This is a genomic window from Exiguobacterium sp. Helios (assembly GCF_014524545.1).
Taxonomy (GTDB): Bacteria; Bacillota; Bacilli; order Exiguobacteriales; family Exiguobacteriaceae; genus Exiguobacterium_A.
Window position 1 is genome coordinate 1285576 of record NZ_CP053557.1, and the last position, 24326, is coordinate 1309901.

The 24326-nt window shown below is 48.5% G+C and carries 25 protein-coding genes; 24 read left to right on the top strand and 1 reads right to left on the bottom strand.

Features of this window, described 5'->3' with window-relative positions:
* The first annotated feature begins 59 nt into the window (after positions 1–59).
* Both HNY42_RS06595 and HNY42_RS06600 read left to right on the top strand, forming a co-directional pair.
* Positions 60–587 (top strand): type 1 glutamine amidotransferase domain-containing protein, encoded by a 528-nt coding sequence (locus HNY42_RS06595; RefSeq protein ID WP_131973139.1) that lies wholly within the window; start codon positions 60–62, stop codon positions 585–587.
* A 208-nt stretch (positions 588–795) separates the two neighbouring features.
* Positions 796–1143, top strand: a complete 348-nt coding sequence (locus HNY42_RS06600) for a GNAT family N-acetyltransferase (protein ID WP_026828814.1) — start codon at positions 796–798, stop codon at positions 1141–1143.
* Between the two features lie 31 nt (positions 1144–1174).
* Here the strand turns inward: HNY42_RS06600 and HNY42_RS06605 are convergent, their stop codons facing one another.
* Positions 1175–1639 (bottom strand): DUF309 domain-containing protein, encoded by a 465-nt coding sequence (locus HNY42_RS06605; protein ID WP_114596250.1) that lies wholly within the window; start codon positions 1637–1639, stop codon positions 1175–1177.
* A gap of 94 nt (positions 1640–1733) precedes the next feature.
* Between HNY42_RS06605 and HNY42_RS06610 the strand changes: the two genes are divergently transcribed.
* From HNY42_RS06610 to HNY42_RS06715, 22 genes are all read left to right on the top strand, one after another.
* The gene (locus HNY42_RS06610; RefSeq protein WP_026828812.1) at positions 1734–2489 is read left to right on the top strand and encodes a segregation/condensation protein A; all 756 of its coding nucleotides are present in this window, start codon (positions 1734–1736) and stop codon (positions 2487–2489) included.
* The gene (gene scpB / locus HNY42_RS06615) at positions 2479–3051 is read left to right on the top strand and encodes an SMC-Scp complex subunit ScpB (protein WP_131973138.1); all 573 of its coding nucleotides are present in this window, start codon (positions 2479–2481) and stop codon (positions 3049–3051) included. The genes HNY42_RS06610 and scpB overlap by 11 nt, the downstream gene beginning before the upstream one ends.
* Positions 3051–3812: a pseudouridine synthase gene (locus HNY42_RS06620; protein ID WP_014969990.1), complete on the top strand. Its 762-nt coding sequence runs from the start codon at positions 3051–3053 to the stop codon at positions 3810–3812. The genes scpB and HNY42_RS06620 overlap by 1 nt, the downstream gene beginning before the upstream one ends.
* 126 nt (positions 3813–3938) lie before the next feature.
* On the top strand, positions 3939–4529 hold the full coding sequence (locus HNY42_RS06625; RefSeq protein ID WP_026828810.1) for a redoxin domain-containing protein: 591 nt from the start codon (positions 3939–3941) through the stop codon (positions 4527–4529).
* A 21-nt stretch (positions 4530–4550) separates the two neighbouring features.
* The gene (locus HNY42_RS06630; protein ID WP_255508428.1) at positions 4551–6092 is read left to right on the top strand and encodes a cytochrome c biogenesis protein ResB; all 1542 of its coding nucleotides are present in this window, start codon (positions 4551–4553) and stop codon (positions 6090–6092) included.
* Positions 6089–7255 carry a c-type cytochrome biogenesis protein CcsB gene (ccsB, locus tag HNY42_RS06635; RefSeq protein WP_131503033.1) on the top strand — a complete coding sequence of 389 codons (1167 nt, stop codon included), beginning with the start codon at positions 6089–6091 and terminating at the stop codon, positions 7253–7255. Before HNY42_RS06630 ends, ccsB begins: the two co-directional genes overlap by 4 nt.
* 187 nt (positions 7256–7442) lie before the next feature.
* Positions 7443–8159 carry a response regulator transcription factor gene (locus tag HNY42_RS06640; RefSeq protein WP_012369919.1) on the top strand — a complete coding sequence of 239 codons (717 nt, stop codon included), beginning with the start codon at positions 7443–7445 and terminating at the stop codon, positions 8157–8159.
* Between the two features lie 2 nt (positions 8160–8161).
* A complete protein-coding gene (locus HNY42_RS06645; RefSeq protein ID WP_131503032.1) occupies positions 8162–9889 on the top strand; it encodes an ATP-binding protein in 1728 nt (575 codons plus the stop codon).
* A gap of 31 nt (positions 9890–9920) precedes the next feature.
* Positions 9921–10472: a cob(I)yrinic acid a,c-diamide adenosyltransferase gene (locus HNY42_RS06650; RefSeq protein WP_114596244.1), complete on the top strand. Its 552-nt coding sequence runs from the start codon at positions 9921–9923 to the stop codon at positions 10470–10472.
* Positions 10469–11722, top strand: a complete 1254-nt coding sequence (gene yfmF / locus HNY42_RS06655) for an EF-P 5-aminopentanol modification-associated protein YfmF (RefSeq protein WP_188005291.1) — start codon at positions 10469–10471, stop codon at positions 11720–11722. The genes HNY42_RS06650 and yfmF overlap by 4 nt, the downstream gene beginning before the upstream one ends.
* The gene (yfmH, locus tag HNY42_RS06660) at positions 11722–12990 is read left to right on the top strand and encodes an EF-P 5-aminopentanol modification-associated protein YfmH (protein ID WP_188005292.1); all 1269 of its coding nucleotides are present in this window, start codon (positions 11722–11724) and stop codon (positions 12988–12990) included. Before yfmF ends, yfmH begins: the two co-directional genes overlap by 1 nt.
* Positions 12991–12993: 3 nt before the next feature.
* A complete protein-coding gene (ymfI, locus tag HNY42_RS06665) occupies positions 12994–13698 on the top strand; it encodes an elongation factor P 5-aminopentanone reductase (RefSeq protein ID WP_188005293.1) in 705 nt (234 codons plus the stop codon).
* 61 nt (positions 13699–13759) lie between these two features.
* Entirely contained in the window at positions 13760–14575 is an 816-nt protein-coding gene (locus HNY42_RS06670; RefSeq protein ID WP_251135835.1) for a DUF3388 domain-containing protein, read from the top strand.
* A gap of 27 nt (positions 14576–14602) precedes the next feature.
* Entirely contained in the window at positions 14603–15493 is an 891-nt protein-coding gene (locus tag HNY42_RS06675; protein WP_131503028.1) for a helix-turn-helix domain-containing protein, read from the top strand.
* A 64-nt stretch (positions 15494–15557) separates the two neighbouring features.
* Entirely contained in the window at positions 15558–16136 is a 579-nt protein-coding gene (pgsA, locus tag HNY42_RS06680; RefSeq protein WP_114596239.1) for a CDP-diacylglycerol--glycerol-3-phosphate 3-phosphatidyltransferase, read from the top strand.
* A gap of 70 nt (positions 16137–16206) precedes the next feature.
* Positions 16207–17451: a competence/damage-inducible protein A gene (locus tag HNY42_RS06685; RefSeq protein WP_188005294.1), complete on the top strand. Its 1245-nt coding sequence runs from the start codon at positions 16207–16209 to the stop codon at positions 17449–17451.
* Positions 17452–17552: 101 nt separating this feature from the next.
* A complete protein-coding gene (gene recA / locus HNY42_RS06690) occupies positions 17553–18596 on the top strand; it encodes a recombinase RecA (RefSeq protein ID WP_131503026.1) in 1044 nt (347 codons plus the stop codon).
* Positions 18597–18789: 193 nt separating this feature from the next.
* A complete protein-coding gene (gene rny, locus HNY42_RS06695) occupies positions 18790–20352 on the top strand; it encodes a ribonuclease Y (protein ID WP_012369930.1) in 1563 nt (520 codons plus the stop codon).
* A 51-nt stretch (positions 20353–20403) separates the two neighbouring features.
* The gene (locus HNY42_RS06700) at positions 20404–21198 is read left to right on the top strand and encodes a TIGR00282 family metallophosphoesterase (protein ID WP_188005295.1); all 795 of its coding nucleotides are present in this window, start codon (positions 20404–20406) and stop codon (positions 21196–21198) included.
* Between the two features lie 29 nt (positions 21199–21227).
* Positions 21228–21488 (top strand): stage V sporulation protein S, encoded by a 261-nt coding sequence (locus tag HNY42_RS06705; protein WP_131503025.1) that lies wholly within the window; start codon positions 21228–21230, stop codon positions 21486–21488.
* Positions 21489–21690: 202 nt separating this feature from the next.
* Positions 21691–23442 carry a 2-oxoacid:acceptor oxidoreductase subunit alpha gene (locus HNY42_RS06710; RefSeq protein WP_131503184.1) on the top strand — a complete coding sequence of 584 codons (1752 nt, stop codon included), beginning with the start codon at positions 21691–21693 and terminating at the stop codon, positions 23440–23442.
* A complete protein-coding gene (locus tag HNY42_RS06715; RefSeq protein WP_188005296.1) occupies positions 23429–24295 on the top strand; it encodes a 2-oxoacid:ferredoxin oxidoreductase subunit beta in 867 nt (288 codons plus the stop codon). Before HNY42_RS06710 ends, HNY42_RS06715 begins: the two co-directional genes overlap by 14 nt.
* The last annotated feature ends 31 nt before the right edge of the window (positions 24296–24326 follow it).

Below are 24326 nucleotides of genomic sequence, written 5' to 3' on the forward strand. Positions count from 1 at the left end.
TTTTTTTCGTTCAATACGGGAAGTGACAACAGAACCGAAAAACGAAGGAGCGATGCATCATGCGTTTAGCAGGAAAAAAGATCATCCAACTTGTCAGTAATGATTTTGAAGATTTAGAGCTGTGGTATCCGGTCCACCGGTTACGCGAAGAGGGCGCCACGGTCGACATCGTTGGTGAGAAGGCCGATGAAAAATACATCGGAAAATATGGTGTCCCGATTGTGTCGGACAAAACGTTTGACGAAATCAATCCGGCAGATTACGATGCGATTTTAGTACCGGGTGGCTGGTCACCCGATCTATTGCGCCGGTTTGATTCCGTCCTCGCCATGGTCCGTCATTTTGACCAAACGAAACAACCAATCGGTCAGATTTGTCACGCCGGATGGGTTCTGATTTCAGCAGGTGTCTTGAATGGTGTCAATGTCACGAGTACACCGGGAATCAAAGATGATATGACAAATGCCGGAGCAACGTGGCATGATGAACCGGTCGTCGTTGACGGACACATCATTTCAAGCCGTCGTCCACCGGATTTACCGGACTATATGCGCGAATTCATTAAAGTACTGGAAGATTCGAAGTAAAACAGTATCGTCTAAAAAGCGCGCCTCCCTGTCACCGGACAGGGAGGTCTTGTTTGAAATGGGGCAGAGGCATTTGTTTTACAGGAGTCCGCTTTTTTGATGGATTTGACGAAAAGTGAAGCATTTCAGGTCGAGAAGGTGTAGAATAAATAAGTCTCAGTTGATCATGTTCCTGAGAGTTGTTGAAACTAGGAAGGTGTAGAATCAGATGCTAGTAAAATATAAAAAGTTGAATGAACGGACCGCGATGGGGTTAATCGCTTTTTCGTGCGAAGTGAAGGATCCGAAGTATTTGCTTGAAACGGTTCAAACCTATGAACAAGACGAGAATCAACAGTTGTATCTCTATAAACAGGATGAAGATTTTATCGGCATCATCGGATTTCAATTAGTGGATGGCCACGCTGAATTGAAACATATCGCCTTGTCGCCATCGTTCCGCGGGGAACGGATGTCGTATATGTTACTGGATGCAGCCGAAAAGATGTTGCGGACAGAAATCACGGGTGCAACGGACGAAACGAGTCGACTTGTTGAGAAATGGAAAAATCAATAAAAACCGGTCCATGTAGTTACGGACCGGTTTTTCATTTTTTCTGCCGCGCGGCAAGTGCCGCTTGTCGTGCCGTGATGACATCCTGCCGGTCCCGCAGGACGTGTTTATGTCGCAAGAACGACAGGTCCTGCAACTGTTCAATCGGCAGACTGTTGATCCGTTGGTCCAAGTCATGTGCGAGGGGTAACGGAATATGCTCGTAGTCCGGCTGCATGAACACTGGTTGTAAGGCAAGCAGACGGGGGACGTCGATTCCTTGGGCGGACAGTGATCCGGCATGCCGTTCGAGTTTTTGGAAAGCTTTCGGGTAGGTCCGCATCGCTCCCTGTACATTGCCGCGGCGATGATGATAGCGGGCGACGGCGAGCTGAATCAAGGCGACGAGGGATTCATCTTGCCGTTGCCCGGCCTGCCACAGCTCTTCAAGTACTTCGTGGCATTCGAAATAGTCATGTTGGACGTTGAATTCAAAGGCAAATTGTTCGATTGGATGCATGGATGGATCTCCTTTCCTTTTAATATAGCATAGTCGAAATCAGGTGATGTGTGGTATACTAAGGCGCAAAAAACGTTGATGGGCAGGGAGAATCATGGAATCATACAGTGTAAAGATGGATGCGTTTGAAGGCCCGTTGGATTTGTTGTTACATTTGATTGGTAAACTGGAGATTGACCTGTATGACATTTCCGTCTCAATCGTGACGGATCAGTATGTGTCCTATATTCGGGCCATGCAACATCTCGAACTGGATGTTGCGAGTGAATACCTTGTCATGGCAGCGACGCTCCTGCAATTAAAAAGTAAACAACTGTTACCTGTCGAACAGACGGATTTCGAAGAAGTTCCGGATTTTGAAGAGGATCCGACACGTGAAGGGTTGATTCAGCAACTGATCGAATATAAAGCATACAAAGAAGCTGCACTTGTCTTAAAGGAAAAGGAAGAAGCGCGGCTCGAACTGTTTTCAAAACAGCCGGAAGACTTGATGACGTATCTGGATGCGGACAATCAGGATTACAGTGGAAACCTGTCTTTTAGTGACTTGTTGCGCGCTTATGAGAAAATGCGTCAACGCGTCGCCTGGAAAGTACGCCGTTCAAAAACCGTCAAACGGGAAGAACGGACACTTGAACAACAGATGGTTCACGTTTCGGAATATGTTTTTGCCAATGAAGGAACGACGTTTTTTGGTTTTTTCACGGAACAACCGACCGTTGAAGAATTGGTCGTCAGCTTTTTGGCCGTACTCGAACTGGTCAAACAACGGGTCGTCGCCTGTGAGCAAATGAACGATGATATCCTGTTGCGTGCCTTAGTGAAGGAGGAGAATCAGATTGGCGTATGAGCGAATCATTGAAAGTTTGTTATTCGTCGTCGGAGACGACGGAATCGATCCGCGTGGTCTGAGTCAAGTCCTTGAAATCAGTGAGGCAGCGGCTCGGGAACAGCTACATGCTCTTCAGACGGCATTTGAAGCGGACGAACGGGTGTTGCAAATCGTCGAATCCGGCGGTGTCTTCAAGATGGTCACCCGGAAAGAGATGTCACCGTATGTGCAGGCATATGCCGGTTCTCTTGCAGAGGACAGCCTGTCACGCGCTGCGATGGAGACACTCGTCATCATCGCCTACAAACAGCCGGTTACCCGGGCGGACATTGAAGTCATTCGTGGTGTGAAGACGGAACGTGTCATCCACACGTTAAGTGCAAAAGGATTAATTGATGAAGCCGGACGTGCCAAAGGCGTCGGGCGTGCCAAATTGTATAAGACGACGGATCATTTTTTGGATCACTTCGGACTGAACAGTATCGAAGAATTGCCGCCGCTTGAGTTTGAAGAAACACTTGAAGCGGACGGGGATTTGTTTTTCCGGAATGAACCGTCACTAGAGGAGAGAATAAATTAATGGAACGTCTACAAAAAATTATTGCCCAGGCCGGTGTCGCATCACGACGCAAGGCAGAAGAACTAATCACAGAAGGTCGCGTCAAAGTCAACGGGAAAGTCATCACGGAACTCGGGACGAAAGTCGGCGGACGTGCAGAAGTCGAAGTCGACGGAGTGAAGCTGGAACGGGAAGAACACGTTTACTACATGCTGTATAAACCAACAGGTGTCGTTTCGACGGTAGAAGATGATAAAGGCCGTAAAACGGTCGTCGATCTTGTTCCCCCGGGTCACCGCGTCTTCCCGGTCGGTCGTCTTGACTACAACACAAGCGGATTACTGCTGTTGACAAACGACGGCGAGTTTTCGAATCTCCTGCTCCACCCGAAATACAAAGTACCGAAACGTTACATCGTCAAAATCAAAGGCGTGCCGGACTACTATCATGTCAAAGGTCTTGAAAAAGGTGTCGTCTTGCCGGACGGATTCAAGACCGGTAAAGCACGCGTCGAGATGCGCGATGTCGATAAGAAAAAAAATACCGCGATTTTAGAAATGGTCATCTATGAAGGCCATAACCGTCAAGTCCGTCAAATGGTCGAAACACTCGGCGCAGAAGTCATCAAGTTGAAACGGGAACAGTTTGGTTTCCTGACGCTTGCTGGATTAACATCAGGCGACTGGCGTGAACTTTCGAAAAAAGAAGTCAATCAATTGCGTGAGCTGGCGGATCCGGTTGCTCCCCCTACGAAAAGACGTAAGAACACAAAAAAACGTTAATTTGTAAAGCGAGAAGCTCAGCCTGCGGGTTGAGTTTTCTTTGTTTGTGACAAAACGATTAACGTATTTCACATTCTGTCAACAATTAAGCGATTTCAAGTACAATATGGGTGGAGGCGGTGCAACATGAAAAAAACGAATCAGAACCCGGACGAGCGGCTAGCAGCCGCGAAGCAAAAGAAGAAAAAACGTTCATTTTGGCGGTTAATGATCATGACGATGGTATTATTCGCCGGTGCGGTCGTTATCATGCAGTTTGTCGATCAGGCGACACGGGATAAAGACGGTCGTGTCCTTGCCGGAGATGACGCGCCAGGATTTGCACTTGTCGATTTGTATGGAGAAAAACAACATACGATGGACGAGTACAAAGGCAAAGGACTTTTACTCAATTTTTGGGGGACATTCTGTGAGCCCTGTAAAAAAGAAATGCCGTTGATCAACGACAATTACGACATGATGCAAAAAGAAGGTGTTAATTTTGCGGCAGTAAACGTCGGTGAGACACCGGTCCGAGTATCCAGTTTCATCAAGGAAATCGGAGGAACCGACTATCCGGTCCTGATGGATACGAACAGTGCCGTCGAGAAGGCGTACGGGATCTACAACCTGCCTGTGACCTTCATCATCAACAAAGAAGGTAAGGTCGTTGAAAAGTATGAAGGTGAAATTGACCAAGCGAAGTTAGAGGAAATGATCAAAAAAGCAAACGAGTAACGCATCGAGGGGGAATTTATGATGCAGCAGGAATATAAGCAACTGGATATGCGTTATGAGGAAGCCGAGCTTCGTTCAAAACGAAAAAATCAATCATGGATCGACCGGACATGGACATTCTTTTCATCCGTTAAAGTCGGTTTGTGGTTGATCGGCTTAATCATCATTGCAAGCGGCGTCGGAACCATCTTCCCGCAGGAGATGTACATTCCGCAAGCGATTCCGCCGGAAGAATTTTACGGAAAAGAATACGGGACGGCCGGGGAGATTTATTATGCCCTCGGCTTCCATAATTTGTTTGAATCCTGGTGGTACATCGGCTTAATCACATTATTACTGTTATCCATCATCATCGTATCGATCGACCGTTTCTTCCCGCTGTATCGTGCGTTGAAGAAACAACCGGTCATCCAGTCCGACCGTTTTATGGGCGGTCAGCGATTTGGCGCTGAAGCGACTGGAACGGTCAAACAGATTGATGCCATTGAACCGTTACTGAAGAAAAAAGGCTACAAGGTCCGTCGTCAAGACAGTTCCTTGCTCGCGGAGAAACAACGATTCGGGCGCTGGGGTCCGTATATCAACCATATCGGGCTTGTCCTGTTCTTCGGTGGAGCGATGTTACGCATCGTTCCCGGCATGCACGAAGATGAGCTGATGTGGATCCGTGAAGGCGAAACGTTGCCGGTCGAAGCGACGGACAATAAGTATTATCTCGAGAATAACTCGTTTAACATTGAGTTTTATGATCCGGCAAAAGAACCCGAGAAATTCAGAGAAGCTCTGAAACGGGCCGGTGGAAGTGTTCCGAAAAACTATGACACCCAGATGACGTTGTATAAAAAAACCGGCATGACGGACGACTTTAAACCGAAACTTGAGAAAGTCAAAACCGGTGAAACAGCCGTCAACCAACCGTTCGAGTTCGGTAATTATCAAGTTTTCCAAGAGCAGTATGCAGCGGATCCGGAATTCAAGACGATGTCATTCAACATCGAGAATCAAAAAACGGGTAAAGTCGTCGATACGATTAAAGTCGACTTGCGCAATCCGCAGGAAACTTACAAATTAAAGAACGGTTATGACGTCGAACTGAAAGACTTCTTGCCGGACTTCGTCGTCAAGGATGGAAAACCGACAACGAACTCGTCCCGTCCCGTCAATCCGGCGTTTGTCTTTACGATCAAATCACCGGAACATCCAAAAGGGGAACGGAGTCTGATCGGAATTAAGCTGAATGTCGGCGGCGATGAAAACCAGTATAAGATGGGCTTCGCCGGTACGGAACTGTCGAACATTTCCGGCGTCCGGATTAAAAAAGATCTGACGCTGCCGTTCCTGTTCGCTGGCGGTGTGATATTCATGATCGGGTTGCTGCTCGGCATGTACTGGCCGCACCGCAGACTCTGGTTGAAAGAAACAAACGGGCAGATCAACATTGCCGGATTTACGAATAAAAATGCACTTGGACTTCAAAAAGAAGTCAATCTCGCCTTGACTGAAGTGGGACTTCCGCAACTGGAAGACCGGCAGAAGTTGCGGGAAGAGGGGGAATCGAAATGAATCTGCTTAGTTTAAGCGGTAATTTACTGCTTACGTCGTTCATCTTATATCTGATCAGTACCGGTTTCTTTGCCGTCGCAACAAGTGGTAAAAAGGGACCAAGCCGTTCCGGGAAAATTGCTTTCTCACTTGCTCTTTTGGGATTTGTGGCCCAGCTCGGCTACTTCTTCACACGCTGGGCAGGAGCTGGACACGTTCCGGTTTCGAATCTTTATGAGTACACGACATTCTTCGGAATGATGATGGTACTCGGCTTCCTGATCGTCTACGGGATTTATCGCAACAATGTCCTCGGACTTGTGGCGATGCCGGTCGCGTTGCTTGTCATCGCTTACGCGTCGATGTTCCCGGATGAAGTTCAACCGTTGATTCCGGCACTTCAAAGTGTCTGGTTGAAAATCCACGTGACGACGGCAGCACTCGGAGAAGGGATTCTTGCAGTCAGCTTCGCAACCGGATTGCTGTATCTGATCCATGCGACAGACTTCAACAAAGAATCGAAAACACGGACATGGCTTGAAGTTGTCATGTTTTCACTCGCATGTGTCGTCGGTTATATCATCGTCGGTTTATTGTTCAATGCACTCGGAACGAACTCGACGATCGAGTATGTCGCGAAAAACGGTGCGACGATGCAACATGACTACACGATGCCAGTTTTGACTGGTCCTGAAAACGGAAAGATCATTTCCGGTTCTGGTGCTGTCGTTGAATTACCGAATTTCCTCAATGCCAATAAAGTCAATACGGTCTTATGGTCATTGATCGGCGGTTTAGTCTTGTATATTCTGCTTCGCTTCGTCATTTTACGGAAACGTTTGGCGGAGAGCCTGAAACCGATCGCCCGTAAGATTGATCTCGAGACAGCAGATGAAATCAGCTACCGTGCGATTGCGATTGGTTTGCCGGTCTTCATTCTCGGTGGATTGATCTTCGCGATGATTTGGGCACAGATGGCTTGGAGCCGTTATTGGGGTTGGGACCCGAAAGAAGTATGGGCCTTGATCACGATGCTGTTCTATGTCTTCTACCTGCACATGCGGATCCAGCGCGGCTGGATTGGTAAAAAATCAGCGTGGTTGTGTGTCGGCGGATTTGCCGTCATCATGTTCAACCTCGTTTTCGTCAACTTGGTCGTTGCAGGTCTTCACTCTTACGCGTAAGTAACGAAATCAATTACTGGAATCATCAGTCAAGGATGGACGGTGGAAGGAAACTTCCGCTGTCCATCCTTTTTTAGGCGAGACGATTGATTTCCACGGTCAGAGACGCTATTTCTTTTGTTTCATAGTATACTAGAAGAGTAGTAGGATAGAGTGAGACAGATTAGTTTATGGGAGGAATCAACTGATGTCAGAAGAAGCGCGTATTTTAGTCGTCGATGACGAAGAACGGATTCGACGTTTATTAAAAATGTATCTCGAACGTGAGAACTTTACGATTGAAGAAGCCGACAATGGAGAAACGGCTCTCGAGATGGCACTTGAAACGGAATATGATGTGATTCTACTTGATTTGATGATGCCGAAGCTCGATGGCATGCAGGTCTGTGAAGAACTGCGGAAAACGAAAGCGACACCAATCGTCATGCTGACGGCAAAAGGCGAAGAGACGAACCGGGTCCACGGTTTTGAAATGGGGGCGGACGATTATATCGTCAAACCATTCAGTCCCCGCGAAGTCGTCTTACGTGTCAAGGCAATCCTGCGCCGGGCAAGCGCAACGAAGTTCCTGCATACGGATGCGAAAACAAAAGATGTCATCGTCTTCCCGCACTTGACGATTGATAATGATGCCCACCGTGTCACAGTCGAATCGCAGGAAGTCAATTTGACACCAAAAGAATATGAATTGCTGTATTTCCTGGCGAAGCAGACGGACAAAGTCTTTTCGCGGGAACAGTTATTAAAAGAAGTCTGGAACTATGAGTTTTTCGGCGACTTACGGACCGTTGACACACATGTCAAACGACTGCGTGAAAAACTGAACCGTCTGTCACCAAATGCAGCCCAAATGATTACGACGGTTTGGGGTGTCGGTTACAAGTTCGAGAATAATCCCGCCTGACGATGAAATGGTTACAGAGCGTCGTCATTAAATTGTGGGGAACGATTTTATTACTCGTTTCCGTCGTCTTGATTGCCTTGACGATTTTATTACTCGAATTTTTCAACTCGTTCCATATCGAACAGGAACGGGGCCATTTGGCAAAACTCGGGCAACAGGTCGAAACGGTCTTCCAGGCCCACAGCGGTCTCGAAGAAGGATCTGCGACCGCGATCGAGATTACCGATATTTACGGGGCGACCTTGATTGCGACGACGAAGGATAATACGGTCGAAACGAATATCTCGGAAACAAAAGCAAAGCGGATCATCAAGGAACTCGAACGTCAGAACTGGAAAGCCGTTGACGGTGAAGAAGGGGAGACCGCGATCGGGAACTACGAGACGTTTAACGGAAAAGCAGCTCTTGCTTACCGTGCTCCGTTCATCACGGAAAGCGGAAGCGGGACGATGTATCTGATCGAACAGTTGACGAACATCGAACAGGCCAATGAAGGAGCGCGTCAAATCATTCAGCTTTGTGTCCTGCTGGCCATCATCGGAACGACCGTCTTTGCCTTCTTCCTGTCGACCCGGATTACGGCTCCGCTCCGAACGATTCGTCAAGCGGTCGTCGAGGCCGGTGAAGGAAAGTTTGATCAGAGTCTGACCCAGCGCTCGCGCGACGAAATTGGGGATTTGGCGCTTGCGTTTAATGAGATGAGCAGTCAGCTCAATCAGTACGTCACGGATCTTGATAAGGAACGTCATTTGTTATCGTCCATCTTAAGGTGTATGGCGGACGGTGTCTTGACCTTCTCGGAATCAGGTGAGTTACTGGCTACTAATCCGCCGGCCGAAGCGTTCCTGGCAGGTGGACCGGTTCCGGATGAGTTGATTGAGTTGTTCCAGACGGTCATGCGCAAAGAAAAAGAAATGACGGTTTCCTTTGAACGGGAAGGCCGCTTTTATATCATCATCGTCAGTCCGTTGCTTGAGCAGGAAGAACAAATCGGAGCAGTTGCTGTCCTGCGTGATATGACGGAAGCGCAGCAACTCGAGAAGATGCGTGCCGACTTCGTCGCAAACGTCAGCCACGAACTGCGGACACCGCTTGTCATGCTGCAAGGTTATTCGGAAGCGATTGTCGACGGTATGACCGAAAGTGATGAAGCGACAAAAGAGTTTGCGTCCATCATATACGATGAGTCGCAACGGTTGTCCCGCCTCGTCAATGATTTGCTCGATCTGGCACGGATGGAAGCCGGATATCAGGAAAAACGGGTTGAACCGATTGATGCCGTTCCGTTCGCGAACCGGATGATCAAGAAGTTTAAGCAGATGGGACTTGAAAAGCGGGTATCGTTTGAAGTGACCGGTCCCGACGTGCAGTTTGAAGCTGATCCGGATCAAATGGATCAGGTGATGACAAATCTGCTTGGAAATGCGTTACGGTATACGGAAGATGGACAAATCAAGATTGAAATCACAGAAGATAGGGAAACTATATCTTTATCTGTAATTGATTCAGGGGACGGTATTCCGGAAGAGGATGTCCCGTTTGTCTTTGACCGTTTTTACAAGGCGGACAAAGCCCGGACACGCGGCAAGACAGGGACCGGAATCGGTCTCGCGATTGTTGCAAACGTCGTCCGGTCGCACGATGGAGAAGTCCAGGTCGAAAGTGAACTGGGCAAAGGATCCGTTTTCCGAATTCAATTACCAAAAAAACAAAGGAAGCGAACTTTATGATTCGCTTCCTTTCGCTATAGGAGTGAGTCGTTTGAAAATCTATACTAAATCAGGTGATGAGGGAGATACGTCACTCGTCGGTGGACGTGTCAAAAAAAATGATGTGCGGATTACGCTGATGGGCGAACTGGACGAACTGAACAGTTTTGTCGGACTGGCCCGGACAAAAGCGACATCAATCGAAGTCAAAGAACAATTGACGGTCATCCAGCATGTCCTGTTCGATTGCGGGAGTGACTTGATGTACGTCGAACCGAAAGCATCCCGTCTGAGCACGACTGCGACGGAAGATCTCGAAAGCTGGATTGACAGTCTGACGGAATTGTCGCCGCCGCTCGATAAATTCATCTTACCGGGAGGCACGGAAGCAGCGGCTTGCCTGCACGTTGCCCGTACGGTCTGCCGGCGTGTCGAACGGGCGATGATAGATGTCGAACAGGCACATCATTTGTTACCGTTCATCAACCGTCTAAGCGATTTCTTCTTTACAGCGGCCCGTTATGAAAATGCGGTCAATGAAAAAGCGGACATCGAATATTTACGCAGTGCCCATGTGTTTAAACGAAAGGATGGAGAAGCATGAGTCAGTCATTTCAAACGTGGAACAAACAAGGAACGACCTTTCATCTCGTTCCAACCGATAAATTCAAGACGACGACGGTCCTCGTGACGTTTTCAGCACCACTCGAAGAGAAGACACTGACGAGCCGCGCCTTATTGCCCTACATCATGGAAAAGTCGACAGCTGCCTATCCTTCGATGAAGGCATTACGTGAGCCGCTCGAAACATTATATGACGCAGGTCTGTATGCCGATGCTTCGAAATTCGGGGAAGAACACGTCATCTCGTTCCAGCTCGATGTCGTCCGCGGTGACCTTGTACGTCATGAGACGCTGCTTGAAGAAGCGCTCGATTTACTGGAGCAGATGATTTTTTATCCGGACTTGACAGAGGGTGGATTCCGGGAACAGTTCGTCAAACAAGAAAAACGGTTGCATGTTCTCCGGATCAGCTCGTTATACGATGATAAGATGCGTTTTGCCCAGCAGCGTTTGCTCGAGCTGATGGCACCGGGAGAAGCGGTTTCATTATCTTCACTTGGTACACTTGAAGCACTCGAACAAATCACGCCGGTTTCCTTACGTGATACATACCGCTCGATGGTCGAACAGGACCGGATTGATGTATTTGTCGTCGGTCATGTCACGCAAAATGAGATGGAAGATGCCTTATCGTTCTTACCTTCCCATGATGAAAAGGCGAGTCACTACATTCCGGCTCAAAAACAGGTGGCAGGTGTCAAACGTTCGTCAGAGACGCAACCGATCAAACAAGGTAAATTGCATTTAGGATATCGTGTCAGTGTCGATCCGACGTCCGTCGATTCGATTCGGATGCAAATCGTGAACGGCCTATTCGGAGGATTCCCGCATTCGAAGCTGTTCATGAATGTCCGTGAAAAAGAAAGTCTCGCCTATTACGCGGCATCCCGTTATGCCGCACTGAACAGTGCATTGTATGTCTATGCCGGCGTAGAGACGAAACAGGCGGAACGGGCCGAGACGATTATCGGCGAACAACTGAAGGATCTCAAGGCAGGGCAGTTCACGGATCAGGAACTGACGCAGACGAAGGCGATGTTAATCAATGCCCGTCGGCAAATTCTGGATCAGCCGGGACAATTAATCGGCTGGTTGAATGGATCAAAGATGCGCGGACTGACGCTTGAAGATGAGATTCATCTCATCGAGACGGCAACACGTGAGGATGTCGTCCGTTTAGCGGCAACGATCGAGCTTGAGGCAGTTTATCTATTGCGAGGTGAAGAATAATGGAACAGTTGACGTATCACGATACAGACGAAACAGTATTTTTTGAACAGCTCGATAACGGACTTGCTGTCTATTTACTTCAGAAAAAAGGCTACGAAAAGACGTATGCGACGTTTACGACGCGTTACGGATCAATCGATAACCGCTTTAAAAAGGATGGACAGTGGGTCAATGTTCCGGACGGTATCGCGCATTTTCTCGAGCACAAGATGTTTGAGTCGGAGCAAGGGGATGTTTTCCAAGAATTCGGACGCCTCGGTGCATCGGCAAACGCCTTTACATCGTTCTCGCGGACTGCGTATCTGTTCTCGGCGACATCGTTGATTGAACAAAATCTTGAAACGCTGATTGATTTCGTCCAGGATCCGTATTTCACGGAAGAGAGTGTCGAAAAAGAAAAAGGCATCATCACTCAGGAAATTCAGATGTATCAGGATAATCCGGGATGGCGCTTATTCTTCGGTCTGATCGAATCGATGTATGCGAAACATCCGGTCCGGATCGATATCGCCGGGACACCGGAATCAATCGATCAGATTACAGCGGATGATCTCTATACGTGTTACCGGACGTTCTATCATCCGTCCAATATGGTGCTGTTCGTCGTCGGTAATATCGATCCTGCCGAGACGCTTGCCTTGATCAAAGCGAACCAGGCGAAAAAAGATTATGCGGATCGTCCGGCGATCGAACGCGATTACGGCGTCGAACCAGACAATGTCTTCCATAAACGATTTGAACTTGAGCTGGACGTCAAGACACCAAAAGTCTTGATCGGTTATAAAGACAGTTCACTCGGCGGACAGGAACAATTGCGTCGTGAACTGACAAGCGAATTGTTGTTACACCTGTTATTTGACCAGACGTCATCCACATATCTCGAGTTGTACGAAGACGGTTTGATCGACGATACGTTCAGCTTTGATTATTCGAGTGAAGAAGAATTTGCCTTCGCGACATTCGGAATGGAGACGGAAGATCCGGACCGTTTCATCACAGCCTATGAAAAACTGTTGGCTGTCCGTCCCGACTTTGAAGAAACAGAAGTCGTCCGGAAGCGGAACATGATGCAAGGGAAGTTCCTCCGTTCGTTGAACTCACCGGAATTCATCGCAAATCAATTCTCACGTCATGCTCTTGCCGGAACGAATCTGTTTACGTTACCGACTTTGATTGCATCGATTACAAAAGAAGAAATCGAAGCCCGGTTCGATGAATTGTTCGCGCTTGAAAATCGTGCGATTTCCATCGTTAAACCGTATGCTTGACCGATGCGGATTTTAATTACGGGGGCAAGCGGAGCAATTGGTCGGGCGACAGTCTTCCGCTTAGCGGCGGAAGGGCATGAACTCGTCCTCCACACCCACCAAAAACAACATGAGCTCGAACAGATGGTGAAGCAGTTGCCTGTGACGGCGGAGATCGTCACAGGCGATCTGTCTGACCGGAGGAACTTGACGGCATTTTGTGAAAAATTACCGTCCGTTGAAGGATTCGTTCACATTGCCGGAACGAGTTTCAGTGGTCTGCTCGTTGATCAGTCCCGTTCCTCGATCGAGGCGATGATGACTTTGCATGTCGAATCCCTGATTCGGATTGCCCAGACTTTGACGAGCCGAAAAGCTTTTTCAGCATCACTTTCGATCGTCGTCGTCAGCAGTGTATTAGGTGAATTCGGTGCCGCCGGTGAAGTCGTCTATTCGACCTGTAAGGCGGCACAACTCGGTTTCGTCAAGTCATACAGTAAGGAGCTCGGTGCGATGAATGGACGGGTGAATGCCGTTACGCCGGGCTGGATCGAGACCCCGATGAATGCCGTCTTTTCCGCAGAAGACCGGGACCTGGCACTCGCTGAAATACCTGCCGGTCGCTTTGGACGGGTCGAGGAAGTGGCATCCGCCATAACGTATTTAATGGGACAAGATACGGCGTATATGAATGGTGCCGTTCTCAAAATTGACGGAGGTTGGATGTAATCCGGTGAAATTTGCTTAGGGGAATGCTTTTCATTTTTCAAAAAATCATTTAACATGAGGGATGGATAATCGATTTGAAGAGGAGGCTGGGCGCGTGAGTGAATTCGAACAGTGGTATCTGGAGTACGAACTGAACGTCAATCGTCCTGGTATATTAGGGGACATCGCGTCACTCATGGGGATGCTACATATTTCGATTGTCACGATTAACGGTGTCGATCACCAGCGTCGGGGCATGTTGCTTCAAACCAAGCAACCGGATCAAATCCCGCGACTCGCAGCCATCCTGAAGACGATGACGACGATTGACGTGATCAAACTTCGTAAACCGAAACTCCGGGACCGGATTGCGATTCGCCATGGTCGTTACATCGACCACAGCAGCGGCGAAATCAAGACGTTCCGTTTTGTCCGGGAAGATTTAGGGATTCTCGTCGATTTCATGGCCGAACTCTGCAAACAGGATGGACATCTGTTGATTGGCGTTCGCGGTATGCCGCGTGTCGGGAAAACCGAATCAATCGTTGCGGCGAGTGTCAGTGCCAATAAAAAATGGTTATTTCTTTCATCGACGTTAATCAAACAGACGGTCCGGACTTCGTTGTTCGATGATGAACGGACAGGCGATTATGTTTATATCATCGATGCGCTTGTCTCACAGCGCCATTTCGACGAGCGGCATTGGCAGATTTTACGTGAAGTCATGCGACTTCCCGCTACAAAAATCGTTGAACATCCAGATGCTTTTGTTAAATCGAGCGAATACACGTGGGATGATTTTGATTACATCATTGAATTACGCAACTCGACAGAAGAAATCATTGTCACCGAACCACCTCGTGCCCATGGCGGGAACGATTGGTTCAATTTCGAATAAGTATTGAAAATGGAAGGTGTGTTACCGATGACTGAGCTCGGAACCTACTTAAAGGAACAACGGGAGACGCTAGGAATCTCTCTTGAACAAATTCAAAGTACAACAAAAATTCAAAAACGTTACATTGTTGCGATTGAAGAGGGCGACTATAAACAATTGCCGGGTGCGTTTTATGCACGTGCCTTTATCAAGACATACGCGGAAGCACTCGGTCTTGATGTCGATGAAGTGTTTACGACTTACAAACGTGATTTGCCGGAACCGGAAGCGCAACCTGTCGTTGAGCTGTCCCGGCGTGCGACGTATTCGAAATCAACGGCACCGAAGAAAAGTGTCGCCAAACGGTGGATTCCGAATATCATCATCATTGCCTTGATTTTTGCAATCGGGGTAGCCTTGTATTACGGATTCCAGGCGTTCCAGGATGGTGACGGAACGAAAACGGCGACACCGAAACAAAGTGAGGTCACGATTGATGAAGGTGACGCACCGAGTGAGGAAGCAGACGCGCCGGTAGCGGAAGAACCGAAAGACGAACCGGCGAAAAAAGAAGAACCTGTAAAAAAAGAAACGAAAAAACCATTGGCAGTCAAGACGACAGTCGGTCAAGACATCACCTATGAAGTCCCGACAGATGGTACAATGAGTGTATCCATCCGGATCAAAAAAGATGCATCACCGTCACCGTTCGTCGGTGTACGGGATACTTCTTTAGAAGGACAAGCACTCGCACCTGACCATATCAATGCGTCAGATCCAAACCCGATCGTCGTCAAAAATGCCAAAACGGACGTGATTCGGATTCGGGTCGGCTCCATCAAAGGAATCGACCGGATTCTCGTCAACAATCAGGAGCTTAAGCTTAACCGCTCCCTCCTCGTTCAAAATATTTACTTGAAGAAAGTAGCCACGCCATAAGGCGTGTCTTCTTCATGTCAGCCGTTTTGCTGACATACATAACCCGAAAAGGAGGGATACGAGAATGAACTTGCCCAATCAATTGACGGTCTTACGCGTGTTACTGATTCCCGTGTTCGTTGCCGTCTTAGCCATCAATCCAGACTGGGGACAGTGGGATGTCTTAGGAGCGGAACTCCCGGTTTCCCACTTCGTCGCCGCGATGATCTTTTCCGTCGCCGCCATCACCGATTGGCTCGACGGGTATATTGCCCGGAAAAACAAATTGGTCACGAACTTCGGTAAATTTATGGATCCACTCGCCGACAAGATGCTTGTCGCTGCGGCACTCGTCTATTTAGTCGAACTCGGATTCGTAGCTGCCTGGGTCGTCGTCATCATCTTATGCCGTGAATTTGCTGTGACAGGACTCCGTCTTGTCGCTTCAGATGAAGGGATCGTCCTTGCGGCCGGAAATTCCGGAAAAGCAAAGACCTGGGTCCAGTTGACATCCATCATCGCCTTTTTACTGCACGATATCGGATTTGCGTTATTCAACATTCCTTTTGCGGAAATCACGATGTGGTTGGCGTTGATTTTAACAATTTATTCAGGTCTCGAGTATTTCTCGAAAAATATCAAATTAATTACGAAATCCATGTAAGGTGGATCAAACAAGACTGTTCGTCAAACCGAACAGTCTTTTCGTATAGTTAAGAAAGCGGGGATGTAGGATGAAAGCAGAAATCATTGCTGTCGGAAGTGAATTGTTGTTAGGGGAAATTGCGAATACGAATGCCCAGTATTTATCGGAGTGGCTTGCGACATGCGGCATTGACGTGCATTACCATACGGTCGTCGGAGATAACCGGGACCGGATGGTCGAAGTCGTCACACGGGCCCAGGAACGGGCGGAATTGATTGTCATTACCGGAGGACTTGGACCGACGGAAGATGACTTGACGAAAGAGGTCGTGGCGGACCTGCTCGGACGTACGCTTCATGTGGATCAACCGGCCTACGACCGGATTGAGGCATTTTTAAAAACGCGGGGACGCACGATGACGGAGAACGAAAAAAAACAGGCTCTTGTCATCGATCAAGCCGATGTTTTGACGAACCAGGCGGGACTTGCACCGGGTATGTCCGTTCATACACCGGACCATCAATACATTCTGCTACCGGGTGTTCCGCGGGAAATGAAACGGATCATTGCGGACCATTTCGATCATCTTTTAGGCAAGGAAACGATTAAATCGAGAACATTACGTTTCTTCGGCATCGGAGAGTCGGCATTAAACGATCAGTTGGCGAATCTCATCCGGACCGCCCGTAATCCTTCCGTCGCACCGTATGCCGAATTAGCAGAAGTCCGTCTTCGTTTGACGGCAAAGGCGCTTGATGAACAAGTCGCCCTTGGTATGCTTGACACGCTGGAGCAGCAGATACTTGCCGAAGTCGGGAGTCACTTTTACGGTTACGGCGAAACGAGTTTACCCGAGGTCGTCCTCGACCGCTGCCGGAAATCCGGTCTGACCCTGTCTGCAGCGGAGTCACTGACCGGAGGTGCTTTTGCGAGCGGTTTGACCGATATTCAAGGCGCAAGTGATGTTTTCCGCGGCAGTGCCGTCGTCTATGCGGATACCGCTAAAGTGAATGTCTTAGGTGTACCGCAGACCTTACTTGATGAACAGACTGCCGTCAGCAGAGACGTTGCCGTTGCAATGGCGGAAGGGGCACGCAAACTGTATCAAACGGATCTCGCGATCGCTTTAACCGGTGAAGCAGGTCCGACGAGCAACAGCGGACGAGCGGTTGGGACGGTCTATTGTGCCTTGGCACATTCAGGCGGTACGGAAGTACTTGAACTGACGTATCCCGCCTTCGACCGTGGTATGATTAGATTACGTTCTGTCAAAGATGCGTACTTCATGCTCATTCAAAATATCAGCCTGACGGACGAAATAGGCAAAAGATGATTTCTTTCAACTATGCGAATAAATGTTCGTAAAAAGCTTGTTATTCGGTCTCAAAAGAAGTACAATAATCTCAGTAAGATAAATAAAAGGAGGCCTGCTACGTGAGTGATCGTAAAGCAGCACTTGAGATGGCATTACGCCAGATTGAGAAACAATTTGGTAAAGGTTCAATCATGAAACTAGGTGAAAGTCCAGATCAGAGAGTATCCGTAATCTCTTCTGGATCCATCACATTAGATATAGCGCTCGGTGCAGGTGGATATCCACGTGGACGGGTAATCGAAGTCTATGGTCCGGAATCTTCTGGTAAAACGACAGTCTCGCTTCATGCGATTGCTGAAGTTCAAAAACAAGGCGGGCAGGCAGCATTCATCGATGCCGAACATGCACTGGATCCTGCTTATGCCAGCAAACTCGGTGTCAACATCGATGAGTTACTGTTATCACAACCGGATACAGGAGAACAGGCACTTGAAATCGCGGAAGCTTTAGTCCGTTCAGGAGCTGTCGATATCCTCGTTGTCGACTCAGTAGCTGCACTTGTTCCGAAAGCCGAGATCGAAGGCGAAATGGGTGACTCGCATATGGGTCTGCAAGCCCGTTTGATGAGTCAGGCGTTACGTAAATTGTCGGGTGCGACAAACAAATCAAAAACAATCGTCATCTTCATCAACCAGATTCGTGAAAAAATTGGTGTTATGTTCGGTAACCCGGAAACGACTCCAGGTGGACGTGCCTTGAAGTTCTACTCATCTGTCCGTCTTGAAGTCCGTCGTGCAGAAGCCTTGAAAAACGGTACAGATATCGTCGGAAACCGGACGAAACTGAAAGTCGTTAAAAACAAAATCGCTCCGCCGTTCAAACAAGCGGAAGTCGATATCATGTATGGACAAGGTATCTCGAAATTTGGTGAATTGATTGATCTTGGAACAGAACTTGATATCGTCCAAAAAAGTGGTGCTTGGTATTCATACAATTCAGAGCGTCTTGGTCAAGGACGTGAAAATGCAAAACAATACATGATCGAACATCCGGATGTTGCGGATGAGGTCGAACGATTGATTCGTGAACATCACGGTCTCGTCGATCGGAAAGAACCGGTTGACTTTGAAGAAGGTCAAGACGAAGATCTGTTTGCAGAATAAGCCGAAAGAGAGTGGAATCGATTCAGATTCTGCTCTTTTTTTGTTGAAAAGAGGAAAACATAGGAATTCTTTCCCGCCCGTTCGTTGACAATGAACGAGTGCTATCCTTACAATATAGATGTACGTTTTTTAGACAGCTTCGATGAATAACCGAAATGAACTAAGAAACACCTTGTAAAGGGGAGGTGAACCCATGGGTACAACAACTTGGATTGTCATACTTCTCCTCGCAATACTGATCGCATTCATCGTAGGCTACTTCTTGCGGAAATCGATTGCAGAAGCAAAGATTCAAGGCGCGGAAACAGAAGCGACGAAAATCGTGGAACGTGCACAAGTATCAGCGGAAGCAACGAAAAAAGAAGCATTGCTCGAAGCGAAAGATGAAGCCTTTAAACTTCGGAATGAAGTCGAAAAAGAGCTTCGTGAACGTCGTCAAGAGTTAACGAAACAAGAAGGACGATTGCTCCAAAAAGAAGAGACACTCGATCGCCGTGTTGATTCCATCGACCGCAAGGAAGAACAAATCAATACGCGTGATGCAGAGATCGCGAAACGGAAGCATCAAGCTGAAGAGTTAGAACGCAAAGTAGAGGACCTGTATGAACAGGGACGCCAAGAGCTCGTACGTGTTGCGAATCTTTCGCAAGACGAAGCCAGAGCTATCATCATGGATGAGACGAAACAAGCTGCCATGCACGATGCAGCCATTCTTCAAAAAGAAATCGAACAAAAAGCAAAAGAAGAAGCAGACAAAAAAGCACGCAACATCCTTTCACTTGCGATTCAACGGTTCGCCGCGGAACATATCGCAGAGACGACGGTTTCGGTCGTCAACTTGCCGAATGACGAGATGAAAGGCCGGATCATCGGTCGTGAAGGCCGTAACATCCGGACCCTCGAAACGTTAACGGGTATCGATTTAATCATCGATGACACACCGGAAGCGGTCATCTTGTCCGGATTTGATCCGATTCGCCGGGAAGTGGCGAAGATGGCCCTTGAAAAACTCGTTCAAGACGGTCGGATTCACCCGGCACGAATTGAAGAGATGGTCGACAAATCACGTCGGGAAGTCGACGAACGGATTCGTGAAATCGGTGAAGAAGCGACATATGATGTCGGGATTCACGGGATTCATCCGGATCTCGTCAAAATTCTCGGCCGCTTGAAGTATCGGACAAGTTACGGTCAAAACGTATTGTTCCACTCACTCGAAGTCGCTCATCTTGCCGGTATGATGGCAGCAGAGCTCGGTGAGGATGTAACACTTGCGAAACGCGCTGGTCTCCTTCACGATATCGGGAAAGCGATTGACCACGAAGTGGAAGGAAGTCACGTTGAAATCGGAGTGGAACTTGGTACGAAGTACAAAGAACATCCAACCGTCATCAATGCGATTGCTTCCCACCACGGGGATACGGAAGCGACATCTGTCATTTCCGTTCTGGTCGCAGCAGCAGATGCCTTATCTGCCGCCCGTCCAGGTGCACGTCAAGAAACACTCGAGAGTTACATCCGACGTCTCGAACGTCTGGAAGAAATCTCAGAATCATTTGACGGGGTAGAGAAGTCCTTTGCGATTCAAGCAGGTCGTGAAGTACGGATTATCGTTCGTCCTGATGTCGTCGACGATGTCCTTGCCCATAAGATGGCAAGCGATATCCGGAAAAAAATCGAAGAAGAACTTGATTATCCGGGTCATATCAAAGTCACGGTCATTCGGGAAACACGAGCGGTCGAATACGCAAAATAAGCAAAGTGGCGGGCGACCGCCACTTTTTTTAATTACTTGGAGGAATGTTTCATGAAAATCTTATTTATCGGAGATGTCGTCGGAGCACCCGGCCGTCATATCTTACAGCAGTTTACAGCACGCATTAAATCCAAATATAATCCGACTGTCATGCTCGTCAATGGAGAAAATGCAGCGCATGGCCGCGGGATCACGAAATCGATTTATCATCAGTTACTTGAACTTGGATTCCATGGTGTGACGATGGGGAACCATACGTTTGATAACCGGGACATCTTTGACTGGATCGATGACGCGGATCGGATCGTCCGTCCGGCGAACTATCCGGAAGGTACACCGGGTCGTGGCATGATGGTCTTAAAAGTCGGCAACAAGAAAATCGCCGTCATCAACGTTCAAGGGACGGTCTTCTTACCGCCGCTCGGCGATCCATTCCGGACAGTCGATGAACTGATTGCTGAAGTCGAGGGTGAAGTCGATGCAATCTTCGTTGACGTTCATGCGGAAGCAACGAGTGAAAAAATCGCGATGGGCTATCACTTGGCAGGTCGTGTCCAGGCGGTTGTCGGGACACATACGCACGTCCAGACGGCGGATGAACGGATTCTTGAAGGTGGAACGGCTTACATCACGGATGTCGGCATGACAGGTCCACTCGACGGTGTTCTCGGGATGCGCAAAGAAGATGTCTTGCGAAAATTTAAAACACAGCTCCCAACCCGGTTTGAAGTTGCTGAAGGACGGGAACAATTAAATGGAGTCTTGATTCATATTAATGATGTATCAAAAAAAGCAACGAAGATTGAACGCATCCATTTAACGGATCAATCGATTTTCTTTGATTGAGTTTTGATTTTTGATTGGGAGGTACATGCATGGACGTCCTGAAAGTATCAGCTAAATCGAATCCGAATGCGGTCGCCGGAGCGCTCGCAGGTGTACTTCGAGAGAAAGGTTCTGTCGAAATTCAGGCAATCGGAGCAGGTGCACTCAATCAATCCGTCAAAGCGGTTGCAATCGCAAGAGGATTTGTCGCACCGTCAGGCATGGATTTGATCTGTATTCCGGCATTTACCGACATCATGATTGATGGCGAGGAACGGACGGCAATCAAATTAATCATTGAACCACGATGATGCATCATTGGACATAGGTCCTACGTTAAACCAGACCATTTACTCGTTGGAGTAGATGGCCTTTTTTTATGACGGATTACAGGAAAAAATCAACGGATTCGTCAGCGGAGCATTGTACAAGCATCGGGAAATCGGTATCATGGGGGAGGATAGTGAAGCAGACAGCTTCAATCATTTCAGGGGATTAAAGGAGCGAACGTCGATGTACAATCAATTGTCATGGAAAGTAGGCGGTCAGCAGGGGGAAGGGATCGAATCGACGGGTGAGATCTTTGCCATTGCCTTGAACCGCCTTGGTTATTACTTATACGGATACCGTCATTTTTCTTCACGCATCAAAGGTGGACATACGAACAACAAAATCCGGGTCGCGACACACGAAGTCCGGACCGTCGCCGACGATCTCGATATTCTGGTTGCCTTTGACCAGGAAACGATCGATGTCAATTTCCATGAGTTGCGTCAAGGGGCAATCATCATTGCCGATGCGAAGTTCAATCCGACCAACCCGGATCAGACACGTGCCGTCCTGTATCCGATTCCTTTTACGGAAATTGCGTCCGGACTCGGAACGTCGTTGATGAAAAACATGGTTGCCATCGGGGCATCGAGTGCGATTCTCGGGATTGCACCGGAACGTTTCCAGGCGGTCGTGGAACAGATTTTTGGCCGCAAAGGACCGGAAATGGTCGAGAAAAACTTATCGGCGATTCGCGAAGGGGCAGCGGCATTTGAAGCGATGGCTGGAACAGCGGAACGTTTCGTCCTCGATCCGGCAGACGGACAGCAACGGATGTTTATGATCGGCAATGATGCGATTGCGCTTGGTGCAGTTGCAGGGGGTGCCCGTCTGATGGCAGCTTATCCGATTACTCCGTCGTCGGAAATCATGGAGTACTTAATTAAAAAATTACCGCAGTTCGGCGGAACCGTCGTTCAGACGGAAGATGAGCTGGCCGCAGTTACGATGGCAATTGGTGCCAACTACGCCGGCGTCCGGGCCTTGACGGCATCAGCCGGACCCGGTCTGTCGCTGATGGCAGAAGCAATCGGTTTGTCCGGAATGACGGAAACGCCGCTTGTCATCATTGATACACAACGGGGGGGGCCTTCGACCGGACTGCCGACGAAACAGGAACAGTCCGACTTGATGGCGATGATTTACAGCACACACGGTGAGATTCCGAAAGTCGTCTTGGCGCCGTCGACAGTCGAGGAAGCTTTTTATGATGCAGCGGAAGCATTCAACATCGCGGAAGAATACCAATGTCCGGTCATTCTCTTGACGGATTTGATGTTATCGCTCGGGAAACAGTCTGTCGAACCGCTTGATGTCAACCGCGTTGAAATCCGCCGCGGGAAATTGATGCTTGATGAACTGCCGGAACTTGAAGGAAAAGCGTACTTCAAACGCTATGAAGTGACGGAAGACGGAATCAGTCCGCGTGTCGTCCCGGGTACGAAACACGGTATTCATCATGTGACGGGAGTCGAACATAACGAAGAAGGCCGTCCGTCGGAAGCGACGAAGAATCGGGTCGATCAAATGACGAAACGTCTCCGCAAGTTAAACCGGTTCCGGATGAAGGATGCCGTCCTTGTCACAGAACAGCATGCCACACCGGATATTCTGTTTGTCGGTTTTAACTCGACGCGCGGAACGATTGAAGAAGTGATGCCGCGTCTTGAAGAACAGGGCATTCATGTCGATCATCTCCATATCCGGCAGATGCATCCGTTTCCGAGTGAACTCGTCCGTCCGCACCTCGAGCGGGCCAAACAGGTCGTCGTCGTCGAATACAATGCGACGGGACAACTGGCGAAACTGATTCAGATGAACTGCGGTTTTGCAGAAAAAATTGAACATATTTTAAAATTCAACGGCGATCCGTTCTATCCGGCGGAAGTGGTGGAACAAGTCGTTGCAGGAGGGGTTTTCCATGGCAACCTTTAAAGATTTCAGAAACGATGTCAAACCGAACTGGTGTCCCGGCTGCGGTGACTTTTCGATTCAGGCGGCCATTCAACGGGCGGTCGCAAACGTCGGACTGGAGCCGGAGGAACTGGCTTTGATTTCCGGTATCGGCTGTTCGGGACGGATTTCCGGTTATATCAATACGTACGGATTTCATGGTGTCCACGGCCGGTCGTTACCGATTGCCCAGGGCGTCAAGATGGCGAACCGTGAGTTGACGGTCATCGCGTCCGGCGGTGACGGGGACGGATTCGCCATCGGGATGGGACATACGATTCATGCATTCAAACGAAATGTCGATATGACGTACATCGTCATGGACAATCAAATCTATGGTTTGACAAAAGGACAGACATCCCCGACGTCGGCGCTCGGTTTTAAGACGAAGTCGACACCGAAAGGATCTATCGAAAAAAGTGTCTCACCGGTCGAACTGGCATTGACGGCAGGCGCAACATTCGTTGCCCAAAGCTTTTCGAATGACTTGAAAGGATTGACGAGCCTGATTGAACAGGCGACGCAACATAAAGGATTTGCCTTTATCAACGTGTTCAGTCCGTGTGTGACGTTCAATAAAGTCAACACGTACGACTGGTTCAAACAGAATCTGACGAAACTGGATGATCTCGATGACTATGATGCGACGAATCTTGATCTTGCGAAACGGGTCGTCCACGAACATAACGGTCTCGTCATGGGCTTGATTTATCAGGACGATTCGCGTCCGGATTATCAGTCCCAAATCGACGGGTATGCCAATCAGGGGCTGACTTTTGCAAATCTCGACATGAATGAAGAAACATTTGGTAAACTTGCGGCTGAATTCATGTAAACTAGAAGTGAATGATTGTTTGGTTAGTTGG

Bases quoted from the DNA above. Each gene is read 5' to 3' on its own strand.
- HNY42_RS06595 (WP_131973139.1), top strand. From the start codon at position 60: ATGCGTTTAGCAGGAAAAAAGATCATCCAACTTGTCAGTAATGATTTT.
- HNY42_RS06600 (WP_026828814.1), top strand. From the start codon at position 796: ATGCTAGTAAAATATAAAAAGTTGAATGAACGGACCGCGATGGGGTTA.
- HNY42_RS06605 (WP_114596250.1), bottom strand. From the start codon at position 1,639: ATGCATCCAATCGAACAATTTGCCTTTGAATTCAACGTCCAACATGAC.
- HNY42_RS06610 (WP_026828812.1), top strand. From the start codon at position 1,734: ATGGAATCATACAGTGTAAAGATGGATGCGTTTGAAGGCCCGTTGGAT.
- HNY42_RS06620 (WP_014969990.1), top strand. From the start codon at position 3,051: ATGGAACGTCTACAAAAAATTATTGCCCAGGCCGGTGTCGCATCACGA.
- HNY42_RS06625 (WP_026828810.1), top strand. From the start codon at position 3,939: ATGAAAAAAACGAATCAGAACCCGGACGAGCGGCTAGCAGCCGCGAAG.
- HNY42_RS06630 (WP_255508428.1), top strand. From the start codon at position 4,551: ATGCAGCAGGAATATAAGCAACTGGATATGCGTTATGAGGAAGCCGAG.
- ccsB (WP_131503033.1), top strand. From the start codon at position 6,089: ATGAATCTGCTTAGTTTAAGCGGTAATTTACTGCTTACGTCGTTCATC.
- HNY42_RS06640 (WP_012369919.1), top strand. From the start codon at position 7,443: ATGTCAGAAGAAGCGCGTATTTTAGTCGTCGATGACGAAGAACGGATT.
- HNY42_RS06645 (WP_131503032.1), top strand. From the start codon at position 8,162: ATGAAATGGTTACAGAGCGTCGTCATTAAATTGTGGGGAACGATTTTA.
- yfmF (WP_188005291.1), top strand. From the start codon at position 10,469: ATGAGTCAGTCATTTCAAACGTGGAACAAACAAGGAACGACCTTTCAT.
- yfmH (WP_188005292.1), top strand. From the start codon at position 11,722: ATGGAACAGTTGACGTATCACGATACAGACGAAACAGTATTTTTTGAA.
- ymfI (WP_188005293.1), top strand. From the start codon at position 12,994: ATGCGGATTTTAATTACGGGGGCAAGCGGAGCAATTGGTCGGGCGACA.
- HNY42_RS06670 (WP_251135835.1), top strand. From the start codon at position 13,760: ATGGATAATCGATTTGAAGAGGAGGCTGGGCGCGTGAGTGAATTCGAA.
- HNY42_RS06675 (WP_131503028.1), top strand. From the start codon at position 14,603: ATGACTGAGCTCGGAACCTACTTAAAGGAACAACGGGAGACGCTAGGA.
- pgsA (WP_114596239.1), top strand. From the start codon at position 15,558: ATGAACTTGCCCAATCAATTGACGGTCTTACGCGTGTTACTGATTCCC.
- HNY42_RS06685 (WP_188005294.1), top strand. From the start codon at position 16,207: ATGAAAGCAGAAATCATTGCTGTCGGAAGTGAATTGTTGTTAGGGGAA.
- rny (WP_012369930.1), top strand. From the start codon at position 18,790: ATGGGTACAACAACTTGGATTGTCATACTTCTCCTCGCAATACTGATC.
- HNY42_RS06700 (WP_188005295.1), top strand. From the start codon at position 20,404: ATGAAAATCTTATTTATCGGAGATGTCGTCGGAGCACCCGGCCGTCAT.
- HNY42_RS06705 (WP_131503025.1), top strand. From the start codon at position 21,228: ATGGACGTCCTGAAAGTATCAGCTAAATCGAATCCGAATGCGGTCGCC.
- HNY42_RS06710 (WP_131503184.1), top strand. From the start codon at position 21,691: ATGTACAATCAATTGTCATGGAAAGTAGGCGGTCAGCAGGGGGAAGGG.
- HNY42_RS06715 (WP_188005296.1), top strand. From the start codon at position 23,429: ATGGCAACCTTTAAAGATTTCAGAAACGATGTCAAACCGAACTGGTGT.